We start from the raw sequence: 16,785 nt of genomic DNA, 5'->3' as shown, positions 1-16,785 counted from the left end.
ACATCCTTATGCCCGGCGGCATGATGCCCGGCTTGTGCGGCTGGCGTGCTCCGCCCGAAAATACCCGCCCCGCCGGTGTCACGCGGGGGCCTCGGTGACCTGCCCGGCATCCACGCTCAGGCGCCGGGTCACCCGCACGGCCTCCAGCAGCCGCCGATCGTGGGTGACCAGCAGCAGCGTCCCCTCGAACCCCTCGACGGCCTGCTCAAGCTGCTCGATCGCGGGCAGGTCGAGGTGGTTCGTCGGTTCGTCGAGGACCAGGCAGTTCACTCCGGCGCCCTGCAGGAGCGCGAGCGCCGCCCTGGTCCGCTCGCCGGGCGACAGGGACGACGCGGGCCTGGTCATCTGGTCCGGGCCCAGCCCGAACTTCGCGAACAGCGTCCGGACGTCGGCCGGGGAGGAACCGGTCGCCGCCTCGGCGACGTCGGCCGCCGTCGACTCGCCGCGGAAGTGGGTGCGCGCCTGGTCGACCTCGCCGAGGAGCACGCCGGAGCCGAGCGAGTGCCGGCCGGCGGTCAGCGGCTGGCGGCCGAGCAGCGCGGCCAGCAGCGTGCTCTTCCCGCCGCCGTTGCGGCCGGTGATCACGATCCGGTCCGCCCAGGCGACCGTGAGGTCGACCGGGCCGAGCTGGAAGCCGGGCCGCTCGACGACGGCGCCGTCCAGCGTGGCCACCACATCGCCCGACCGGGGGGCGGCGGCGATCGACATGCGCAGCTGCCATTCCTTGCGCGGCTCGGCCACCGCCTCGTCGCCGCGCTCCATCCGGTCGAGCTGGGTCTGCAGCGTGCGGACCCGTCCGGCGCTCTTGGTGGCGGCCTCGATCCGCGCGCCGCGCGCCGAGCGGTCTGAGTCCGGCGAGCGCCGCTTCGCCCGGACGGCCCCCCGCACCGACTGCTCACGCTGGCGCTGGACCTGCTCCACCAGCCCGGCCCGCCGGTCGGCGTACCGCTCGAAGCGCTCCCGGGCCTGGCGCCGGGCCAGGCCCCGCGCCTCCAGGTAGGCGTCCCAGCCGCCGGCGTAACGGGTGACGCCGTGCTGATGCTGGTCGATCTCTGCGACGGCGTCGATGGACCGGTCGAGGAACTCCCGGTCGTGGCTGACCACCACCAGCGCGCCCGACATCTGCTCGACGTACCGCTCGAGCCGCTCCAGACCGTCGAAGTCCAGGTCGTTGGTCGGCTCGTCGAGCAGGGTGATGTCGAAGCGGGACAGCAGGATGCTCGCGAGCGAGCCGCGCGCGGCCTGGCCGCCGGACAGCGTCGCCGTCGGGCGGTCCAGTGCCGCGGCGGGCAGCCCGAGATCGGCGATGACCTGCTCGGCGCGGACGTCCAGGTCGGCGGCGCCGATCGCCAGCCACCGCTCCAGCGCCAGGCTGTATCCGTCGTCCGCGCCGGCGACGCCGACCGTCAGGTCCTCGGTCGCGGCGTCCAGCGCCTGCTGGGCCGCCGCGACGCCGGTGCGCCGGGCGAGGTACTCGCGCAGCGTCTCGTCGTGGCGCCGGTCGGGCTCCTGGGGCAGCAGCCCGACCAGGGCGGTGGGCGGCGAGAGCTCGACCCGTCCACCGTCGAGCCGTACCAGGCCGGCCAGGGCCCGCAGCAGCGTCGACTTGCCGACGCCGTTCGGCCCGACCACACCGAGGCGATCACCGGGGGCGACGGTCAGGGACACCCCTTCGAGGACGACGGTGCCGCCCCGCAGCACGGTCAGATCGGTGGCGACGAGAGTGGCGGACATGTGTCCAGTGTCCCTGGCCGGGAATGCGTCCCGCGCGGCCGTTCACCGCCCACACCGTCGTGACCAGGAGCCGCCGACCTATCGGCAACCGGTGACATCCACTGGACTCCGCGACAAATCACTTATCTAAAGTAGTTGAACATGCCCTTTAGGTTAGCTGGACATACCATGGCCCCGCAATGGGTCGGACCGGCGCCGGATCACCCCCGGTCGGGCTGGACGCCGGTTCAGCGCGATCGGAGGTTCGCCCACCCCCGGGTTCCTCCGGATCCCCGCGCGAGCGTTCGGACGGTCCAGCTATGGACGGCGCACCTCAGGGTGAGACTCCCACCCGTTCGGAGGGCCGGACTCGGGCCCGTTCAGAGGGCGAGGCCCGGATCCGTTCGGGCTGGGCGTACAGCGCCGGACAGGGGGGCGACCAGGCGTTCCGAAGCGCCACGATCACCGCCTTTGTGATCATCGCCGCGACCGTGTTCGCGATGTCGATCCTGCACGGACGCCCCGAGCTCCTGCTCGTCCGTGTCGTCGAAACCGGCTGCCTGATGGTCGGCGGGGCTGCCTGCGTGTGGGCCGGGATGCGCGAGCGCGGCGCCGAGCGGGCATGGAGGCTGCTGGCCGGCGCGATGGTGCTGTCCCTCGGCGTGGCCTCCGGCGCGATCGGCCGGGACATCGTGTTCAACCACAGCGGGCCGATCCCCAGGCTGACGCCCGCGACCATGCTGTACCTGATCCCGGCGGGCGCCGGCTTCGCGGGCCTGCGGTGCGACGGCCCCGACCGGCCGGAGTCGGCCCGGCCGTCCGCGCCCGGTCGGCTGGGCGCACCGCCTCACGTGTCCCCCCTCGGCAGGTCGCCTCCGCCCGGTGTCCGGGGGCCGGAGGAGCCGCCGCCAGACCCGTCCAACCGGGACACGGTCGTCGGCGGCCCGACCCTGCCAGGTGACCTGGATCACATGTCGAACCACGACCCACGCGCGGTGTCGGGCATTTAGGACAGCCGCCGCACCGCGGGTGCCGCCACTGCCCGAACACACGCAGAATAGGCTGATCAGGCCTAGTATCGCCCGATCCCGGCCACTGCGACGGCCACTGCCCCGCCGCGCGCCCGCGCACACGCCGGGGCAGGCGGCGCCAGCCGAGCGGCGCGCGGGCCCGTATTCCTCGGGGGAGGCCCACACCGGTGACCAGAAGGCGGGCAGCGGCCTGGAACGGCCCGTGCGGGGACAGCACGCCGAACCGGGCCGCGCGGAAAGAGACGACGCAGAAAGGGACCACGCGGAACCAGTTCGCACGGGTCACGCGGAACGGGACGGCACGGGACCGGGCGACGCGAAGCGGGGCCACGCGGAACACGGCGGCGCCGAGCGGGGCGGCGAGATGATCGTCGACCGGGACGTCGTCGCGGCGGCCCTGCCCGGCTATGCTCTCGCGGCGGAGCTCGGCCGCGGCTCCTCCGGCGTCGTGCTGGCCGCCCAGGACGACGCACACCGCCGCGTCGCGGTGAAGGTCATGCCGCTCGCTGTCGACGAGGACGCCACCTTCGGCGTGACCGGCGTCCTGCGGCCCGCCTCAGCCGTCGCGCTCGACGCCGAGTCCGAGGCGCTCCTTCTGGCCGGCCTGGACCATCCGCACCTCGTCCGCGTGTACCGCTACATTGCCCACGCGGACCTGGCCCTGATCGTCATGGAACTCCTCGACGGGGGCAGCCTGCGGGTGCGGGCGACCACCGGCCTCTCGCTGGAGGCCGCCTGCGCCATGGCGCTCGTCACCGCGGCGGCCCTGGAGCACGTGCACGCCCGGGACATCCTCCATCGCGACATCAAGCCCGAGAACATCCTGTTCACCGCGCTGGGAGTGCCGAAGCTGACGGACTTCGGCATCGCCCACACGCTGCGGGTGACACCGAGGGCACCGGGTCCCGGTGCCCTGTGGGGTGTGGGTGCTCTGGGCGGTACAGGTGCTCCGGGTGGTACGGGGGGGCTGGGCAGCGTCGGCGGGCTGGGCGGTGTCAATGGTCCGGGCGGTCCGCCGGGCTCGGCGATCGGCACCCCGCGCTACATGGCTCCCGAACAGTTCACGCTGAGCTCACTGAGCCCCGCGACCGACGTCTACGGGCTCGGGGTCGTCCTGTACGAGCTACTGGCCCGCCGACCGCTCTTCCTCGTCCGGCCCGCGACCAGCGACGCGTGGGCCCGCCACCACCTCACCGTCACGCCACGCCCGCTGGCCGGGATCCCCGAGCCCGTCGCCCGGGTCGTCGAGCAGGCACTCGCCAAGGATCCGGACCGCCGGCCGCAGACCGCCCGCTCGTTCGCGCTCAGCCTGGCCGGGGCGATGGCCCGCGCCCGCGGCCCCGGCTGGCTCACCCGGGCCGGCATCCCGACGTTCCTCGACGACGAGGTCCAAGCGGCGGCCACCGGCCCGAGCACGCCGTCCCGGACCTCCGGGACGAACCGGCGCCCCGACCCAACCGGCGACGATCACGGCCTCGAGGTCATCCTGGACAGCCCGTCACCGACGGTGGCCGGTGACGGGCCCGGTGATCACGCCGACGACCAGCGGACCCTGGACCAGCCCACGACGGTCCAGCCTCGGGCGGGCCATCTCACGGCGGGAGCGCCGGCGGCGAACACAAACCGCGCCGGCGGCACCGCGGCGGATCCGGAGGCCAGTAAGGACGGCGGTACCGACCCGGCAGCGGCCGGTCCCCCGATGGCCGGCACGGTCGCCGGCGAGGCGTCCACCGACGTCCTCACCAAAGATCAGGACACCGCCGCCGCCGACCTCAGTCCCGTCACCAGCCCAGTCAGCACCGCCGGCCCCGCCGGCCCCACAGACCCGGTCAGCACTCCCGGCCCAGGCAGTACCGGCGGTGCCGTCGACACCGCCGGCGCGGTCCGCACCACAGGCGACGCCGGTGACGGCACCGGCGGCGACGTCCGCGCCGACAGTGCCAGCGGATCGGATCCGCGCTGGCGAGCCGGTCTTCCGCCGGCCCGGGTCTGGGCCCTCGCCGTGCTGGCGCTGGTACTGGCGGTGCTGATCGCCGTCCTGATCGCGATGCCGGGATGACAGCCGGCCCGCCCCGCGGCGCGGCGCGGCGCCTCCGGCCGACGGCGCGGCCCCGCGACGCGCTCGGCCGGCCTCTCCCCCACGGAGCCGCCGGGGTCCCACCGTTGCCGGACGACCTCCCCGCGTCACCGCGCGCGGCGCTGAGAGCCGCACAGGACCTGCTGGACGCCGGTCTGTACTTCCAGGCACACGAGGTCCTCGAACAAGCGTGGAAGGCCGCTCCGGCGGCCGAGCGAGGCCTGTGGCGAGGCCTGACACAGGTCGTGGTCGGGCTGGTCCACGCGGCCCGCGGCAACACCCGCGGGGCGACGGCCCTGCTGCGACGCGGGCTGACCGAGCTGGTTCCCCACCTGTGCGAACCCACCGCGGACGGGGGCCTGGCCGGTGACGGCCCATGCCCCGGCCACGCGCGACGGGAAGCCCTGGACTCCCCCACCGGTGACCGGCAGCCCACGCCGGACGGCTGGCGGGCCCACGGCGTGAACCTGCCGGGTGTCGTGCGGTGGGCCGAGGACCTGCTCCGCCGGCTCGAGAAGCCGGGAGCGCAGGCCGGCGGAGTTCCACCGCCCCCGCGCCTCGTCACCCAGGGACACGACTGAATCCCCGCCGAGCGTCTGGCGGACGCCCGGCCCGGCGGACGACGTCCGCCGGCGGACGCAGCCGGCGTCCCGCCAGGCTTTCCCACCCCCGGCAGGGCGGCCATGTCGGGCGAGGATCACATTCGCGTGTTAGCGCGTGTTTGTCGCCCAGGGCGCCGGGTACCAGACTTTTGACGGCGCGGGGCGAAAAAGCACCTCCGGTCGGCAAATCACCCGGACGCACTTCTCGACGGATGCACTTCACGCCAGAAATGTGCGCGACGGCACCCCGGTAACGGGTTTCACCTCACAACGAAGGCGGTCAACGTGCTCTGGTTCATCATCAGCATGATCGTTCTCGGTCTCATCGCGGGCGCCGTGGCGAGGCTGGTCGTCCCCGGGCGCGACCCGATGGGAATCCCGGGAACCGTTCTGCTCGGCATTGTCGGGTCTTTCATCGGTGGTCTCCTCGGCTACGTGCTGTTCGGGCATGACCTGAGCGAGGGTGCGCTGCAGCCGTCCGGGATCATCGGTTCGATCATCGGCGCCATCGTCGCCCTGCTGGTCTGGCGTGCGGTGCACAGCCGGGGCCACACCTCCGTTCGGCACTGACCTTCACCGCCGACCGAGCAGCCCCGCGGTGACGGCCGGGCGAGTCCACGGACTCGCCCGGCCGTCACGCGTCCGGGGTCGGGCGCCGCGGCCGGCGGTCACGACGAACGGGTGGGGCAGCCGGGACGAGAATTCCTGGGCGAACGGCCGCGAGCAATTCCAGAAAATCTTCCTCTCCTCGTACGGGTGTGTTCAACAACGCGGCGGTGCGGGCCTTCCGTGTCACGCTGCGAGCGTCATTGGTCACCAGAAGACTTGTGCGCCGACTCACGGTTTCCGTCACATGCAGGCCTGCAGCGACCGCCCGGCCGACGAGCTCGCCGCGTTCCGTCCGCGTGGGGCCGCTGAAAGCGACGCACATTCCCTGGACCAGCGCCGCACCGGGATCGAGCCGCCCGGGGTTTCGATAACGGCACGGCGGCGTGCGGCCCGCGGCGGCGAAGCGCGGCGGACGCACCGTGACGCCGTCGCGGTCGACGCCGCAGCGCGTGAGCGGCAGCTCCAGGTACTGGTCGGCGGCACGTTGCAGGATCCGGGGCAACAAGGCCGCCAGCACCTCGGCGTCGTCCTGCGCGTCATGGGCCCGCCGCTGGACGACGCCCCAGTAGGCGGCGAGCGAGGCCAGGCGCAGGCTCGGCAGCTCCAGGCCGAGCCGACTGGCCAACGTCAGCGTGCACAGCCGCCACTCGACCGGGAGCGTCGTCCCGATCCGCATGGCCTCGCCGGCTAGCATCCGCCAGTCGAAGGCCGCGTTGTGCGCGACGAGCACCCGCCCGGCGAGCAGGCCGGCGACCTCGTCGGCGACGGCGGCGAACGTCGGGCTCCCGGCCAGGCGCTGCCTGGTCAGACCGTGAATATGGACGGGGCCGGGATCACATCCGGGATCCAGGAGGGTTGACCAGCGGTGTTCGACGGTGCCGTCGGCGGCGGTCAGGACGACCGCTATCGACAGCACCCTGTCCCTCGTCGGAGACAGACCCGTGGTCTCGACGTCCACCACCGCGTACGGCCGACGAAAACGTGCGGCGAAGCCGGGCGGGGCAAGAACCTCAGCGCTCACAGCCGCAGATGATGGCGCAGACCCCCGACGGTCCGGCGCCGCGCTGCCCGGAGCAGTGCGGGGACGGAGCGAACCTGGTGCGGGTGGAGGGCAACGCGAGGGAAACAACGAATCCGGCCGTGATCGCGGATGGTATTGTGTGTCCGTTGTTTTAAGTCGCTCGTCGACGGCCACCGGGGCGATTCCTGTCTGGGCCCGGCCGGTGCCGTCGACCGCGGCCCGCCGCGCACCTGTCGTTTGTCGGGGACGACCAGGTGCGGCAGTTCAGCGGCGGCAGCGCACCGCGTAGCGCGATGGGAGGGCGGGGGCACAGAAGAAAAGGTGAGACGATTGTTCGTCATACCGACCGAACATCCCCTTTCCCTCACGGAATCGACGGCCCAGCCCAGTCACCCCCTGCGGCGGCTTCGCGCCCTACACGGCTGGTCCTACGAAGCTGTGGCACGCATCGTCGCCGTCCGTGCCCGCGAGCTCGGCGTCGCGAGCATGGCCGCTCAGCGGCAGAAGATCTGGCGCTGGGAGAATCGAGGCGTAACCCCCGACCGGATCTCACAGCTCGCGCTCGCACGCGAACTGGGCGTGCCCGACGACGAGATTACAGCTCATCCGTGGCCGGAGTGGCTTCCCGAGCTCGGGGCACCCAGCTGCGCCCAGCAGATCGCGACCCTGCGCGGAATCCTCGAGCGGGTGCGGGACGTGCTGCGCGCGGGCGACAGCGCGACGGCATCGGCCCTGGTCGAGCAGGGTCTCACCGTCCCCGTGGACGAGATGGTGCTCGGCACGGTCCAGATGCGCGGCGCCGCGGTGCGCACCGCCATGGTCCGCGGCGCGCGGCGGAGCGGGCCGACGCATCCCGCCGACCAGCGGCCGGCGCCCGCGAACGCCGGCCGGCCCGAGCCGGCGGAGCGACGCCCGGCCAGCTGGGCCTCGCCGGGCTCCTGGAACCCGGGTGAGCGATACCCGGCGCGGCGGCCGGCGAGCCGGGGCCCGGTGACCAGCGCCCGTCCGCCGGGCGAGGGCATCGGGATCAACGAATGTTGACCATCGCGATACCGACCAGCACCAGCGCCGCCAGGACGGCGAGGACGACGATCCAGCGCGGGTCGCAGACCCAGGCCGCGGCCCGTCGGATCGACGCCCTCCGTTCCCGCTCCCGCTCCCGCCGACGGCGTTCCCGGCGGGAGACGGCCGGCACGCCGGCCGAGGACGGCGGATGGACGGGCCCATGCGCCGCCGGCGGGTCGGGCGCCTGGTACCGACGCGACCGCGTCACAGCAGTCGCGGGGTGCGCCGGAACCCGCCGCGGGGTCTCCCCCGAGCCCGCCCCGACCGGCCCCCGTGCCGCGGTTGGCTCCGGTGGGCCCGGCGGCGCAGCCGGAGCGGGTGCGGCAGGGGAAACGGGATAGTTGGAAGGAATCCGCCTTCCGGCCGCGCCGCGCTGCCCGGCCGCCCACTGCTGCCCGGACGGCGCCTGTCGCCCGGCCGTACTCGGCTGATTGGGCGTGCTCCGCTCGTTGGGCCCACTCTGCTGATTGGGCGCGCTCGGCTGCCCCGGACCTCGCCGGGGCCCGGCCGGACCGGGCCCGGGGCGCACGGGTCCGGACCGGTGCAGGGTCGGGGACTCCGCTCGCGGCAACGGCACGACATGCGCGGCCGACGTCCCCGGAGCAACCGGCACCGCCGGACCGCCGACTCCAGCCGGATGGCCGGGCCGAGGTGGGCTGCCGGGCCGAACTGGGCTGGCGGGCCGAGGTGGGCTGCCGGGCCGAACTGAGTTGTTGGGCCCAGGAGAGTTGCCTGACCCAACTGGGTCACGGGCACCGGACAGATTGCGGGGCCCGCCGGCATCCGAGCGGGCGTAGGCGGCGTAGCCGCCGGCCGCCGCCCTGACGATCGGCAACGGGTTCACGTCCCGCACATCCAGGTCGAGGATCCGGGGGTCCAGATGCTCGACGGACAGCCAGCCCTCGGCGATCACCTGGTTGACCAACGCCGTCAGGTCGGTGTCCTGCGCCTCGCTGCTGACCGCGGCGCCGACGTCCGACAGGGCGAGGATCTCCCGGAACAGCGTGTGGATGTCCGGCCGCGCCTTGGCGTTCTTCGCCAGCGACCGGGCGAGCAGCGCGTACAGCCGGCCCGGGACCCCGTCCAGGTTGGCCGGATCGTGCCGTACCCGGAACAGCACCGCGTCGGCCGGGCCGCCGCCGAACGGCGAACGCCCGGTGGCCGCGTACGCGACCGTGCAGCCCCAGGCGAACACGTCCATCGCCGGATCGCTGCCCCCGCCCCTGATCTGCTCCGGGCTCATGTAGGCGGGGCTGCCGACGGAGGAGCCGGCGCCGGTGAGCGACACGGTGTCGGCGGCCTGGGCGATCCCGAAGTCGACCACCCGCGGCCCTTCCCGGGTGAGCAGCACGTTCGACGGCTTCAGATCGCGATGGACGACACCGGCGTCGTGGATCGCGACGAGCGCCTCGGCCAGCCCGACGGCCAGGGTCCGCAGCGTCTCCCCGACGAGCGGGCCGTGCTGGCGGACGTACTCTGCCAGGTTCGGGCCGGCGAGGTACTCGGTGGCGAGGTAGGGCGGGTCGCCGTCCGGGTCGGCGGCCAGGACGCGCGCGGTGCACGCGCCGGCGACCCGGGAGACGACCTCGATCTCCCGTCGGAAACGCGCGCGGAACTCAGGGTCATCGGCGTACTCCGCGCGGATGACCTTCACCGCCGCGGGCCGGCCGGCGGGCCCGTCGAGCGTTCCGTAGTAGACCGTGCCCATGCCACCGGCCCCGATGCGGTGGGTGAGCAGGAACGGCCCCAACCTCCGCGGAATCTCCATCCGCCCGACTCCCCCCGTTTCGACCGGCACCGTGCGCCTCGACCGGCACCGTGCGACGCCGTCCGGGGTCATGCACGCGACGTCGCGCGTCCAAGTGTTCACCCCTGGGCTTCGTCCCGCCTGGGCAGGGCCCGACCGCCGGTCTGAGAAGATCGTGCCCCGGGATCGGAGGAACGGCGAAGCGCGGGGCCGGACCGTGCCGGTGCTTACACCCGTTCGGGACGAACGGCCCGCACGGCAACGATCATCGGCATCTGGCGCCCGGGTCGACCAGCGCGGCCGCCACGCGGCGCGCCAGCCGGCCGCCGAGCGCCGGCACCTCGGCCCAGCGGGCGCCGGCGACCTCCTCAACCTGCAGAATCACCCCCACCGGCACTCCGGCCGCCGTTCCCTGCGCCGTGCCCGGCATCGGCGTGCATGCTGCCCCAGCCGCTCCGTGGGCACCCGGCGGGGCCGCCGACGGCCCCGGCACCTTCGTCCCCGCCACCCCCGGCGGCACGGGCCCGGACGCGCCCACCCCGGGGGACGAGGCCGTCCGCCCGGCGGGGCCGTCTGTGGCCACGGGCACGGCGGGCGGAGGGACAGCGGGCGGAGGGACGGACAGCGGCCGCGTCGTCTCCGGATCATCGGGATCGAGGCCCGTCTCGACCGGCGCGAGCCCGGAGCCGCGGATCTCGACCAGGAAGCGGAAGTCGTAGTGCAGGTGCTCCGGCTCGCCGCGGGCGGCACTCGCGGACACCCAGTGGATGTCGACGTCCACCGGCTGCTCGCTGATCGCGCTGACGCGGCGGCGGCCGATCCCGGTCTCCTCGGCCAGCTCCCGCAGCGCCGCGCCGAACAGCGAGCCGTCGCGGTCCTCTATGTGGCCTCCCGGCTGGAGCCAGAGGCCCGACGCCCGGTGATGGATCTGCAGAATGCGGCCTTCGTCGTTCACCGCGACCGTCGAGCAGGTCACGTGGCCGGGCAGCGTCCGGCGCGAGGTCAGCCGGGCCGAACCCCGGGCCGGGGCCGCCGACGCACGGACGAGCGGTCCCAACCGCTCGCGGTCACCGGGATGGGCGGTCAGGTACGCCGCGAGAACCCGCCCGACCGCCTCGTTGGTGATGCTCACGGCCGCCGCCTACCTCCACTCGTCGCCGACGGCGGGCGCGCCGCGCCGGCCGCCGCCGGTCGGGCCGTCCGCGCGGTGACGGCGCCGTGGAGACCCCCGGCACCGACATGTCGAGTCTGACCGATCGCGCGCGCGTTCGGGTGCCGACACCCACGTGTACATCCCAGTGCGTCATGCCCGCCACATCGTCAGCGTGCGTCCGATGTCGGCAGGACGACAATCACCGGTATGACCCGACGGTAAAGCGACTTAACCCGACAATGAGCCGGCGATCACCTGGCAATCGACCGGTGGGGCGCCGGCGCGCCTTTACTCAGGAGCCACCCGGCCCGCCCGCACGGACACCGGACCGTCACGATCCGCATAGGAGCGATGACCCTGCAGCGCGGGTAGACCCTCCCCCGACACCGGCGCCGGGCGCGGACATCGCCTGTCGGGCCGATTTCCGCCCCGGTCTGCGACGTCGTACAGTGCTCCGTACCAATGGCACAGTCTATGCAGACGTGTTCGGGAGTCACCCCGTTCGGCCACCGGTTCGCGCCGCGGCCCACGGTTCCCGACCCTGACGTAAGGGTAGCTTTGTCGACGATGCGCAGGGACGAATCCCTCCCCAGCCTGATCCGACGCAACACCCTCCAGATCGGAGAGGTGGCCGAGCGGGTGGGATTGTCGCTGCGAACGGTGCGCTACTACGAGGAGGCCGGGCTTCTGGTACCGGCCGGCCGGACGCCCGGCGGATTCCGTCTTTATAACGATGACGCCGTCAGCCGGCTCCTCGTCATCCGGAAGATGAAGCCGCTCGGTTTCACCCTGGACGAGATGCGGTCGCTGCTCGCCGTCCGCGACGAGCTGGCCGACCCGGAACTGACCCCCGAGCGGCGGGCCGAGCTGCGCGAGCGGCTGCGGACCTGGGTCGCCCTGGCCGAAGAGAAACTGGCGACGCTGCGTGAGCAGGCCGGCGTCGCCGAGGACTTCGTCGTCGGCCTGCACGGCGACGTCGAACGGTCACGCTCGGAGGAGCGGACCGATCACCCGGAGCGGTGAACCGCCCCGGCGCTGAGCCACGCCGTACGCGGACCACCGCGAACGCCGCCGCGTACGCGGGCCGCCGCCCGTCCGCAATATGCTGGTCACGAACCCGCCTACGGGAGTGTCGCGCCGAGATCCGCCCAGCCGACACGGTTCCGCTCGCGCCACCGTCACCTCGCCCGTGATACCGACGTAAGGGTCGAATTGTCCACGACAGGCAACATCACCTCTTCCTCAGCCCGCCGCGGCGTCTACGAGATCGGAGAGGTCGCCACCCTGGTCGCGCTCTCCCTGCGGACGGTCCGCTTCTACGAGGAAGCTGGCCTGCTCGTGGCCGTCGGGGAGAGCCCCGGTGGCTATCCGCTCTACGACGACGACGCTCTGGATCGTTTCCTTCTCATCAAGAAGATGAAGCCGCTGGGTTTCACCCTCGAGGAGATGCGGGCGCTGCTCGGCCTGCGCGAGGAGATCGACCGGGAGGGCCTCGCCCGCGAGCGGCGCGAGGAGCTCCAGGAGCGGCTGGCGACCTGGGTCAGCCTCGCCGAGGAGAAGCTGGCCTCGCTGCAGGAGCAGGTCCGTGTCGCCGAGGACTTCATGGTCACGCTGCACGACGACACCGCCCGGGCCCGGCTGCGCTTCGACATCGATCCGGACGCCTTCTAGGCAGGGCCGTCCCGGCGATCGGGCGTCCTGCGATCGAGTGCTCCCGGAGCACCTTTGCCCGGTAGCGGGCGGCCGCCGGGGACGGGCGCGTCGGATCCCCGGCGCCCGCTCCGGCGCTCTGCCGTGGGCAGATCTGCCACGGGCAGACCGGCCGTCCGACGGCCCGTTTCTCGGCGACGCTGGCCTGGCCGGCCACTTCGTTCGATCCCCACACCCCGTCGGGCCGGCGGGAGGTCACGCGCACCATGAATGCCCTGTATCAGCCGCGACACAGCCGGCCACACCGCCCACGCGCCGGTACCGACATCGGCACCGGCATCGGCACCGGCCAGTACGGCGAGGCCCCGGGGACGGCGGCCGGCCCGTTCGAGGACCAGGTGTTCCACCGGCTCCTCCAGAACCGGATCGTCTTCCTCGGCTCGGTGGTCGAGGACACCGTCGCCAACGCGATCTGCGCGAAGCTGCTCCTTCTCGCCAGTGACGATCCGTCCGCGGACATTCACCTGTACATCAATTCGCCGGGTGGGTCGGTCAGCGCGGGAATGGCCATCTACGACACGATGCAGTACATCGCGAACGACGTGGCGACCGTCGCGCTGGGATTCGCCGGGTCGATGGGTCAGTTCCTGCTCTCCTCCGGGGCGCCCGGAAAGCGGTTCGCACTGCCCCATTCCCGGGTGATGATGCACCAGCCGTCCGGTGGGATCGGCGGGACCGCGACCGACATCGCGATCCAGGCGGAGCAGCTCCTGTTCACCAAGCGGCTGATCCAGGAACGCATCGCCGAGCACACCGGACAGCCCGTCGAGCGGATCGAGGCGGATTCCGACCGTGACCGCTGGTTCACCGCCGAGGAGGCCCGGGACTACGGCCTGGTCGACCGGGTGATCGCTCGGGTCGACCAGGTCACCCCGGACGCGAACAGCCGGGCAGCCGGCGGCGGTGACAGCCGGGTGGCCCTCCGATGACCCCGGCCCCGATGGCCGCGTCCGCGGCGGCGATCCTGCTCGCCGCGGGCGCTCCGGGGAAGCGCGTCGCGCTGCCGAACAGCCGGATCCTGATCCACCAGCCCTCGGCGCAGGGCGAGGGCCAGTCGAGCGACCTGGAGATCCAGGCCCGGGAGGTGCTGCGGCTGCGCGCGTTGATGGAGCGGATACTCGCCGAGCACACCGGGCGGGCCGAACACGAGATCCGACGGGACGTCGAACGCGACACGATCCTCACCGCCGAGCAGGCGCGGCAGTACGGGATCGTGGACGAGGTCGTCGCCAGCCGAAAGGTCCGCCGCGTGCCGGCCTGAGCCAGCCCGGCACCGCGGGGCAGTCGGGTGGACGCCGGGGCGGAGCCACGCGGCGGGGCGATCGTCGGCGCGGAGAGCCGCGGCGGGCTCAGGTCAGCGGACGCGCTGAGCGTGCGCCGTCGTCCCCACCGCCCCGTGCGTCGTGGGAAGCGCACCGACCGACTGGACGGCCCAGCACGAACGGCGGCGCGCGAGAGCACCCGGGTGGGCCGGCGGACGCCCCGGACCCGGTCGGGCGGCGAGCCGGATCGTGGCCCCTCGACGGCGGTGGCCCGGAACCCGGCGGACCGCCCGGCCACGCCGGGCGACAACGAGATGGACGCTCACCGAGGCGCGCACCGCACCGACTCCGGCATCCGGCCCGCCGAGCGCCACGGAACCGAGCGTCGCGGACGGATGGACCGTCATCACGTGCGCCGTGGCCGCGTGCGCCGTGGCCGGCGTTCCCGCGACGACATCCAGGTCGGCCGCGGCCGTCGCTCCCCGGGCCCCGGGAGAGGCGGTGGGGGTGGCGGTCGTCAGCGGCAGCGGCTCGTAGCGGACCAGCTCGGCCATCACCTCGGCGAGGAGGTCGACCAGTCTGATGTTGAGCGCCCGGCAGATCGCGGCCAGTACCTCCGAGGAGGCCTCCTTGCGACCGCGTTCCACCTCCGAGAGGTAGGGCATGGAGACCTGCGCGGCCTCGGCGACGTCCCGCAACGTGCGGCCCTGCGCCTGGCGGAGCCGACGCAGCACCCCACCGATCAGCCTGCGCAGCGGCGGCGCGACCGGCTCCACAGGCGGGCCGGCGCTCTCGGGCCGGTAGCCGGCAGCCCGTGTCGGAGCGACACCGCCACCCGCGGCCGCCGTTCCGGCGATCATCGTCAAGCCCGCCACCTCCCTGCGCGACAGTGCCCTGTGCGAAGCGTACGCGGGCAGCCGGGCCCGGACGACGGACATCCGCGAGTCCGCACCATGTGACGAGAACATCCGCGCCCGTGCCGGCTCAGGTCCCGCAGGGGCTGGAGTACAGGGGCAGGCCGGCGCTGTCGTACGCGTGGCCCGGCGCGGGCACACGACCGCGGACGTGACCGGCCGCCATGTGCTCGGCGACCCAGGGCGGCAGCGCGCGACCGTCCGCTGCCGGAGCCCAGCCTCCGTCACCCAGGTCGCGGTACTGCTGGCGCGGCCCGCGGCCGACGAGCTCCGCCAGCCCGGCCAGCAGCCTGTCGACGTCGGCACTCGTCGAGCTGATGCCGACACTCGCGCGGATCGCGCCGCCCTCGGCTCCGAGCCGCCCCAGCAGCGGATGCGCGCAGAAGCGTCCGGCGCGTACCCCGACGCCGTGCTCGGCGGAGAGGACGGCGACGACGTACCCGGGATCGCGCCCGGCGACCGAGAAGGTGACGACCCCGACGGGCCCCGTGGCCAGGGTCCCGTCCGGGCCCTCGCCTACGGCAGCCTCGCCTCCGGCGGCAGCGCCACCGGCAGCCCCGTCTCCGGCGGCCTCGCCAGCGGCGGGATCGTCTCCGTCGGCCCACAGGGAGTGGATGGTGACCCCCTCGATCGCGCGTAGCCCGTCCACCAGGCGGCGGCGCAGCAGGTCCTCGTGCTGGTGCAGGTCGCGGGCGTCGAGCGCGCCCAGCAGCCGGCAGGCGGCCGCGATCGCCGTCGCGCCGAGGAGGTTGGGGCTGCCGGCCTCGTGCCGGGCCGGGCCGTCCGCCCAGGCCACGGCGGAGCTGGTCACCTCGCGCACGGCGCCCCCGCCGGCGAGATAGGGCGGGGCCGCCGCCAGCCAGTCCGGACGTCCGACGAGCACGCCGGCGCCGAACGGCGCGTACAGCTTGTGCCCGGAGAACGCGAGGTAGGCGATGCCGAGCGCGGCCATGTCGACCCGACGGTGCGGGACGAGCTGGGCGCCGTCCACGAAGACCCGCGCGCCGGCCGCGCGCGCCAGCCGGACGATCTCGGCGAGCGGCGGCACCTCGCCGGTGACGTTGGACGCGCCGGTCACCGCGACGAGCGAGGTCGGTGCCGTGTCCAGGGCGGTGGCGAGCGCGCGCAGCGTGTCGGCGCGGGTGGGCGCGGCGGGCACCCACCGGCAGCCCGGCCGGGACCGCCACGGGAGAAGGTTCGCGTGATGCTCCAGGTCGAACACGACGACCCCGCCGGGCACGGCGTGGCCCGGGTCGGACGTCCGCGCCGGGTCGGGCGGCTGCGGCGGGTCGGGCGGCTGCGGCGGGAGGCAGCGGGCGAGCAGGTTCACCGAGTCGGTGGTGTTCCGGGTGAAGATCACGACGTCGTCCGGGCGGCCGCCGACGAACGTGCGCACGGCGTCGCGGGCCCCCTCGTAGAGCGCGGTGCAGACCGCGGAGGAGTAGCCGGTTCCGCGGTGCACGCTCGCCGAGTACGGCAGGACGCGCTCGACGTGCTCGGCGACCCCGCGCAGGCAGGGGGCGCTGGCGGCCTGGTCGAGATTGGCGTACGGGACCTCGCGTCCGTCGGCGAGCGGAACGGGGATGCCGGCCCCCACCACGTCGAGCAGCGCGCCGACGGCGGGCCCTTCCCGATCAACGTCGGGAGACGTGGTGGCATACGAAAAGGACACGACGAAGCCTCCTTGGGCCCCGGTGGACCCAGAGGGGGTCCGCACTTGCCGACGGCGGGTTCGCCGCGGGCCTGGTCACACCCGGGGCACCCCACCGCGGAGGAGGGTTGCCGGCCAGCAAGCCGGGGCTTGACGCTGGCGCTCAGGACCTGGCGAAAACTGTAGCAGCCCGTGCCGGACGGACACCGCAGAGACACCGAGACCGGGCC

At 73.8% G+C, this 16,785-nt stretch carries 14 protein-coding genes, 1 pseudogene and 1 riboswitch; of the genes and pseudogenes, 9 read left to right on the top strand and 6 right to left on the bottom strand.

Going from position 1 to position 16,785, the window contains the following annotated elements; translation table 11 throughout:
• Positions 1–78: 78 nt before the first annotated feature.
• Positions 79–1,734 carry an ABC-F family ATP-binding cassette domain-containing protein gene (locus AC559T_RS06995; RefSeq protein ID WP_071063596.1) on the bottom strand — a complete coding sequence of 552 codons (1,656 nt, stop codon included), beginning with the start codon at positions 1,732–1,734 and terminating at the stop codon, positions 79–81.
• Positions 1,735–2,186: 452 nt separating this feature from the next.
• Here AC559T_RS06995 and AC559T_RS06990 point away from each other — a divergent pair, with 452 nt between their 5' ends.
• From AC559T_RS06990 to AC559T_RS06975, 4 genes are all read left to right on the top strand, one after another.
• Positions 2,187–2,723, top strand: a complete 537-nt coding sequence (locus tag AC559T_RS06990; protein ID WP_498868162.1) for a hypothetical protein — start codon at positions 2,187–2,189, stop codon at positions 2,721–2,723.
• 385 nt (positions 2,724–3,108) lie between these two features.
• Positions 3,109–4,803 (top strand): protein kinase domain-containing protein, encoded by a 1,695-nt coding sequence (locus AC559T_RS06985; protein ID WP_498868161.1) that lies wholly within the window; start codon positions 3,109–3,111, stop codon positions 4,801–4,803.
• Entirely contained in the window at positions 4,800–5,402 is a 603-nt protein-coding gene (locus tag AC559T_RS06980; RefSeq protein ID WP_498868160.1) for a DUF309 domain-containing protein, read from the top strand. Before AC559T_RS06985 ends, AC559T_RS06980 begins: the two co-directional genes overlap by 4 nt.
• A gap of 327 nt (positions 5,403–5,729) precedes the next feature.
• Positions 5,730–5,993, top strand: a complete 264-nt coding sequence (locus AC559T_RS06975; RefSeq protein ID WP_112106580.1) for a GlsB/YeaQ/YmgE family stress response membrane protein — start codon at positions 5,730–5,732, stop codon at positions 5,991–5,993.
• Between the two features lie 64 nt (positions 5,994–6,057).
• On the opposite strand, the gene AC559T_RS06970 is transcribed toward AC559T_RS06975, so the two are convergent.
• Positions 6,058–7,053 carry a DEDDh family exonuclease gene (locus tag AC559T_RS06970; RefSeq protein ID WP_498868159.1) on the bottom strand — a complete coding sequence of 332 codons (996 nt, stop codon included), beginning with the start codon at positions 7,051–7,053 and terminating at the stop codon, positions 6,058–6,060.
• 438 nt (positions 7,054–7,491) lie between these two features.
• On the opposite strand from AC559T_RS06970, the gene AC559T_RS06965 reads away from it, so the two are divergent.
• Positions 7,492–8,094: an XRE family transcriptional regulator gene (locus tag AC559T_RS06965; RefSeq protein ID WP_368672077.1), complete on the top strand. Its 603-nt coding sequence runs from the start codon at positions 7,492–7,494 to the stop codon at positions 8,092–8,094.
• On the opposite strand, the gene AC559T_RS06960 is transcribed toward AC559T_RS06965, so the two are convergent.
• Entirely contained in the window at positions 8,081–9,886 is a 1,806-nt protein-coding gene (locus AC559T_RS06960) for a serine/threonine-protein kinase (RefSeq protein ID WP_498868158.1), read from the bottom strand. The genes AC559T_RS06965 and AC559T_RS06960 overlap by 14 nt on opposite strands.
• A gap of 244 nt (positions 9,887–10,130) precedes the next feature.
• Positions 10,131–10,997, bottom strand: a complete 867-nt coding sequence (locus AC559T_RS06955) for an NUDIX hydrolase (RefSeq protein WP_498868157.1) — start codon at positions 10,995–10,997, stop codon at positions 10,131–10,133.
• A 579-nt stretch (positions 10,998–11,576) separates the two neighbouring features.
• Here AC559T_RS06955 and AC559T_RS06950 point away from each other — a divergent pair.
• From AC559T_RS06950 to AC559T_RS06935, 4 genes and pseudogenes are all read left to right on the top strand, one after another.
• Positions 11,577–12,041, top strand: a complete 465-nt coding sequence (locus tag AC559T_RS06950) for a MerR family transcriptional regulator (RefSeq protein WP_373693988.1) — start codon at positions 11,577–11,579, stop codon at positions 12,039–12,041.
• A 189-nt stretch (positions 12,042–12,230) separates the two neighbouring features.
• The gene (locus AC559T_RS06945) at positions 12,231–12,689 is read left to right on the top strand and encodes a MerR family transcriptional regulator (protein WP_020462400.1); all 459 of its coding nucleotides are present in this window, start codon (positions 12,231–12,233) and stop codon (positions 12,687–12,689) included.
• Positions 12,690–12,934: 245 nt separating this feature from the next.
• Positions 12,935–13,657 carry an ATP-dependent Clp protease proteolytic subunit gene (locus AC559T_RS06940; RefSeq protein WP_368952132.1) on the top strand — a complete coding sequence of 241 codons (723 nt, stop codon included), beginning with the start codon at positions 12,935–12,937 and terminating at the stop codon, positions 13,655–13,657.
• 14 nt (positions 13,658–13,671) lie between these two features.
• Positions 13,672–13,989, top strand: a pseudogene (locus tag AC559T_RS06935) (ATP-dependent Clp protease proteolytic subunit); the annotation flags it as partial.
• A gap of 93 nt (positions 13,990–14,082) precedes the next feature.
• On the opposite strand, the gene AC559T_RS06930 reads toward AC559T_RS06935, so the two are convergent.
• Together AC559T_RS06930 and AC559T_RS06925 are read right to left on the bottom strand one after the other, a co-directional pair.
• Positions 14,083–14,850: a helix-turn-helix domain-containing protein gene (locus AC559T_RS06930; RefSeq protein WP_498868179.1), complete on the bottom strand. Its 768-nt coding sequence runs from the start codon at positions 14,848–14,850 to the stop codon at positions 14,083–14,085.
• Positions 14,851–14,974: 124 nt separating this feature from the next.
• Positions 14,975–16,576: an aminotransferase class V-fold PLP-dependent enzyme gene (locus AC559T_RS06925; RefSeq protein ID WP_498868156.1), complete on the bottom strand. Its 1,602-nt coding sequence runs from the start codon at positions 16,574–16,576 to the stop codon at positions 14,975–14,977.
• A 36-nt stretch (positions 16,577–16,612) separates the two neighbouring features.
• Positions 16,613–16,726, bottom strand: a riboswitch (SAM riboswitch).
• Between the last annotated feature and the right edge of the window lie 59 nt (positions 16,727–16,785).

Origin of the sequence: Frankia sp. Hr75.2, from assembly GCF_949319125.1 — a bacterium.
GTDB lineage: Bacteria > Actinomycetota > Actinomycetes > Frankiales > Frankiaceae > Parafrankia > Parafrankia soli.
The sequence above is the reverse complement of the archived record's forward strand: the minus strand, read 5'-3'. Positions and strand labels throughout refer to the sequence as shown.

Coding starts and splice junctions, on each gene's coding strand:
- AC559T_RS06940 (WP_368952132.1), top strand. CDS start 12,935: ATGAATGCCCTGTATCAGCCGCGACACAGCCGGCCACACCGCCCACGC.
- AC559T_RS06960 (WP_498868158.1), bottom strand. CDS start 9,886: ATGGAGATTCCGCGGAGGTTGGGGCCGTTCCTGCTCACCCACCGCATC.
- AC559T_RS06985 (WP_498868161.1), top strand. CDS start 3,109: ATGATCGTCGACCGGGACGTCGTCGCGGCGGCCCTGCCCGGCTATGCT.
- AC559T_RS06930 (WP_498868179.1), bottom strand. CDS start 14,850: ATGATCGCCGGAACGGCGGCCGCGGGTGGCGGTGTCGCTCCGACACGG.
- AC559T_RS06980 (WP_498868160.1), top strand. CDS start 4,800: ATGACAGCCGGCCCGCCCCGCGGCGCGGCGCGGCGCCTCCGGCCGACG.
- AC559T_RS06995 (WP_071063596.1), bottom strand. CDS start 1,734: ATGTCCGCCACTCTCGTCGCCACCGATCTGACCGTGCTGCGGGGCGGC.
- AC559T_RS06975 (WP_112106580.1), top strand. CDS start 5,730: ATGATCGTTCTCGGTCTCATCGCGGGCGCCGTGGCGAGGCTGGTCGTC.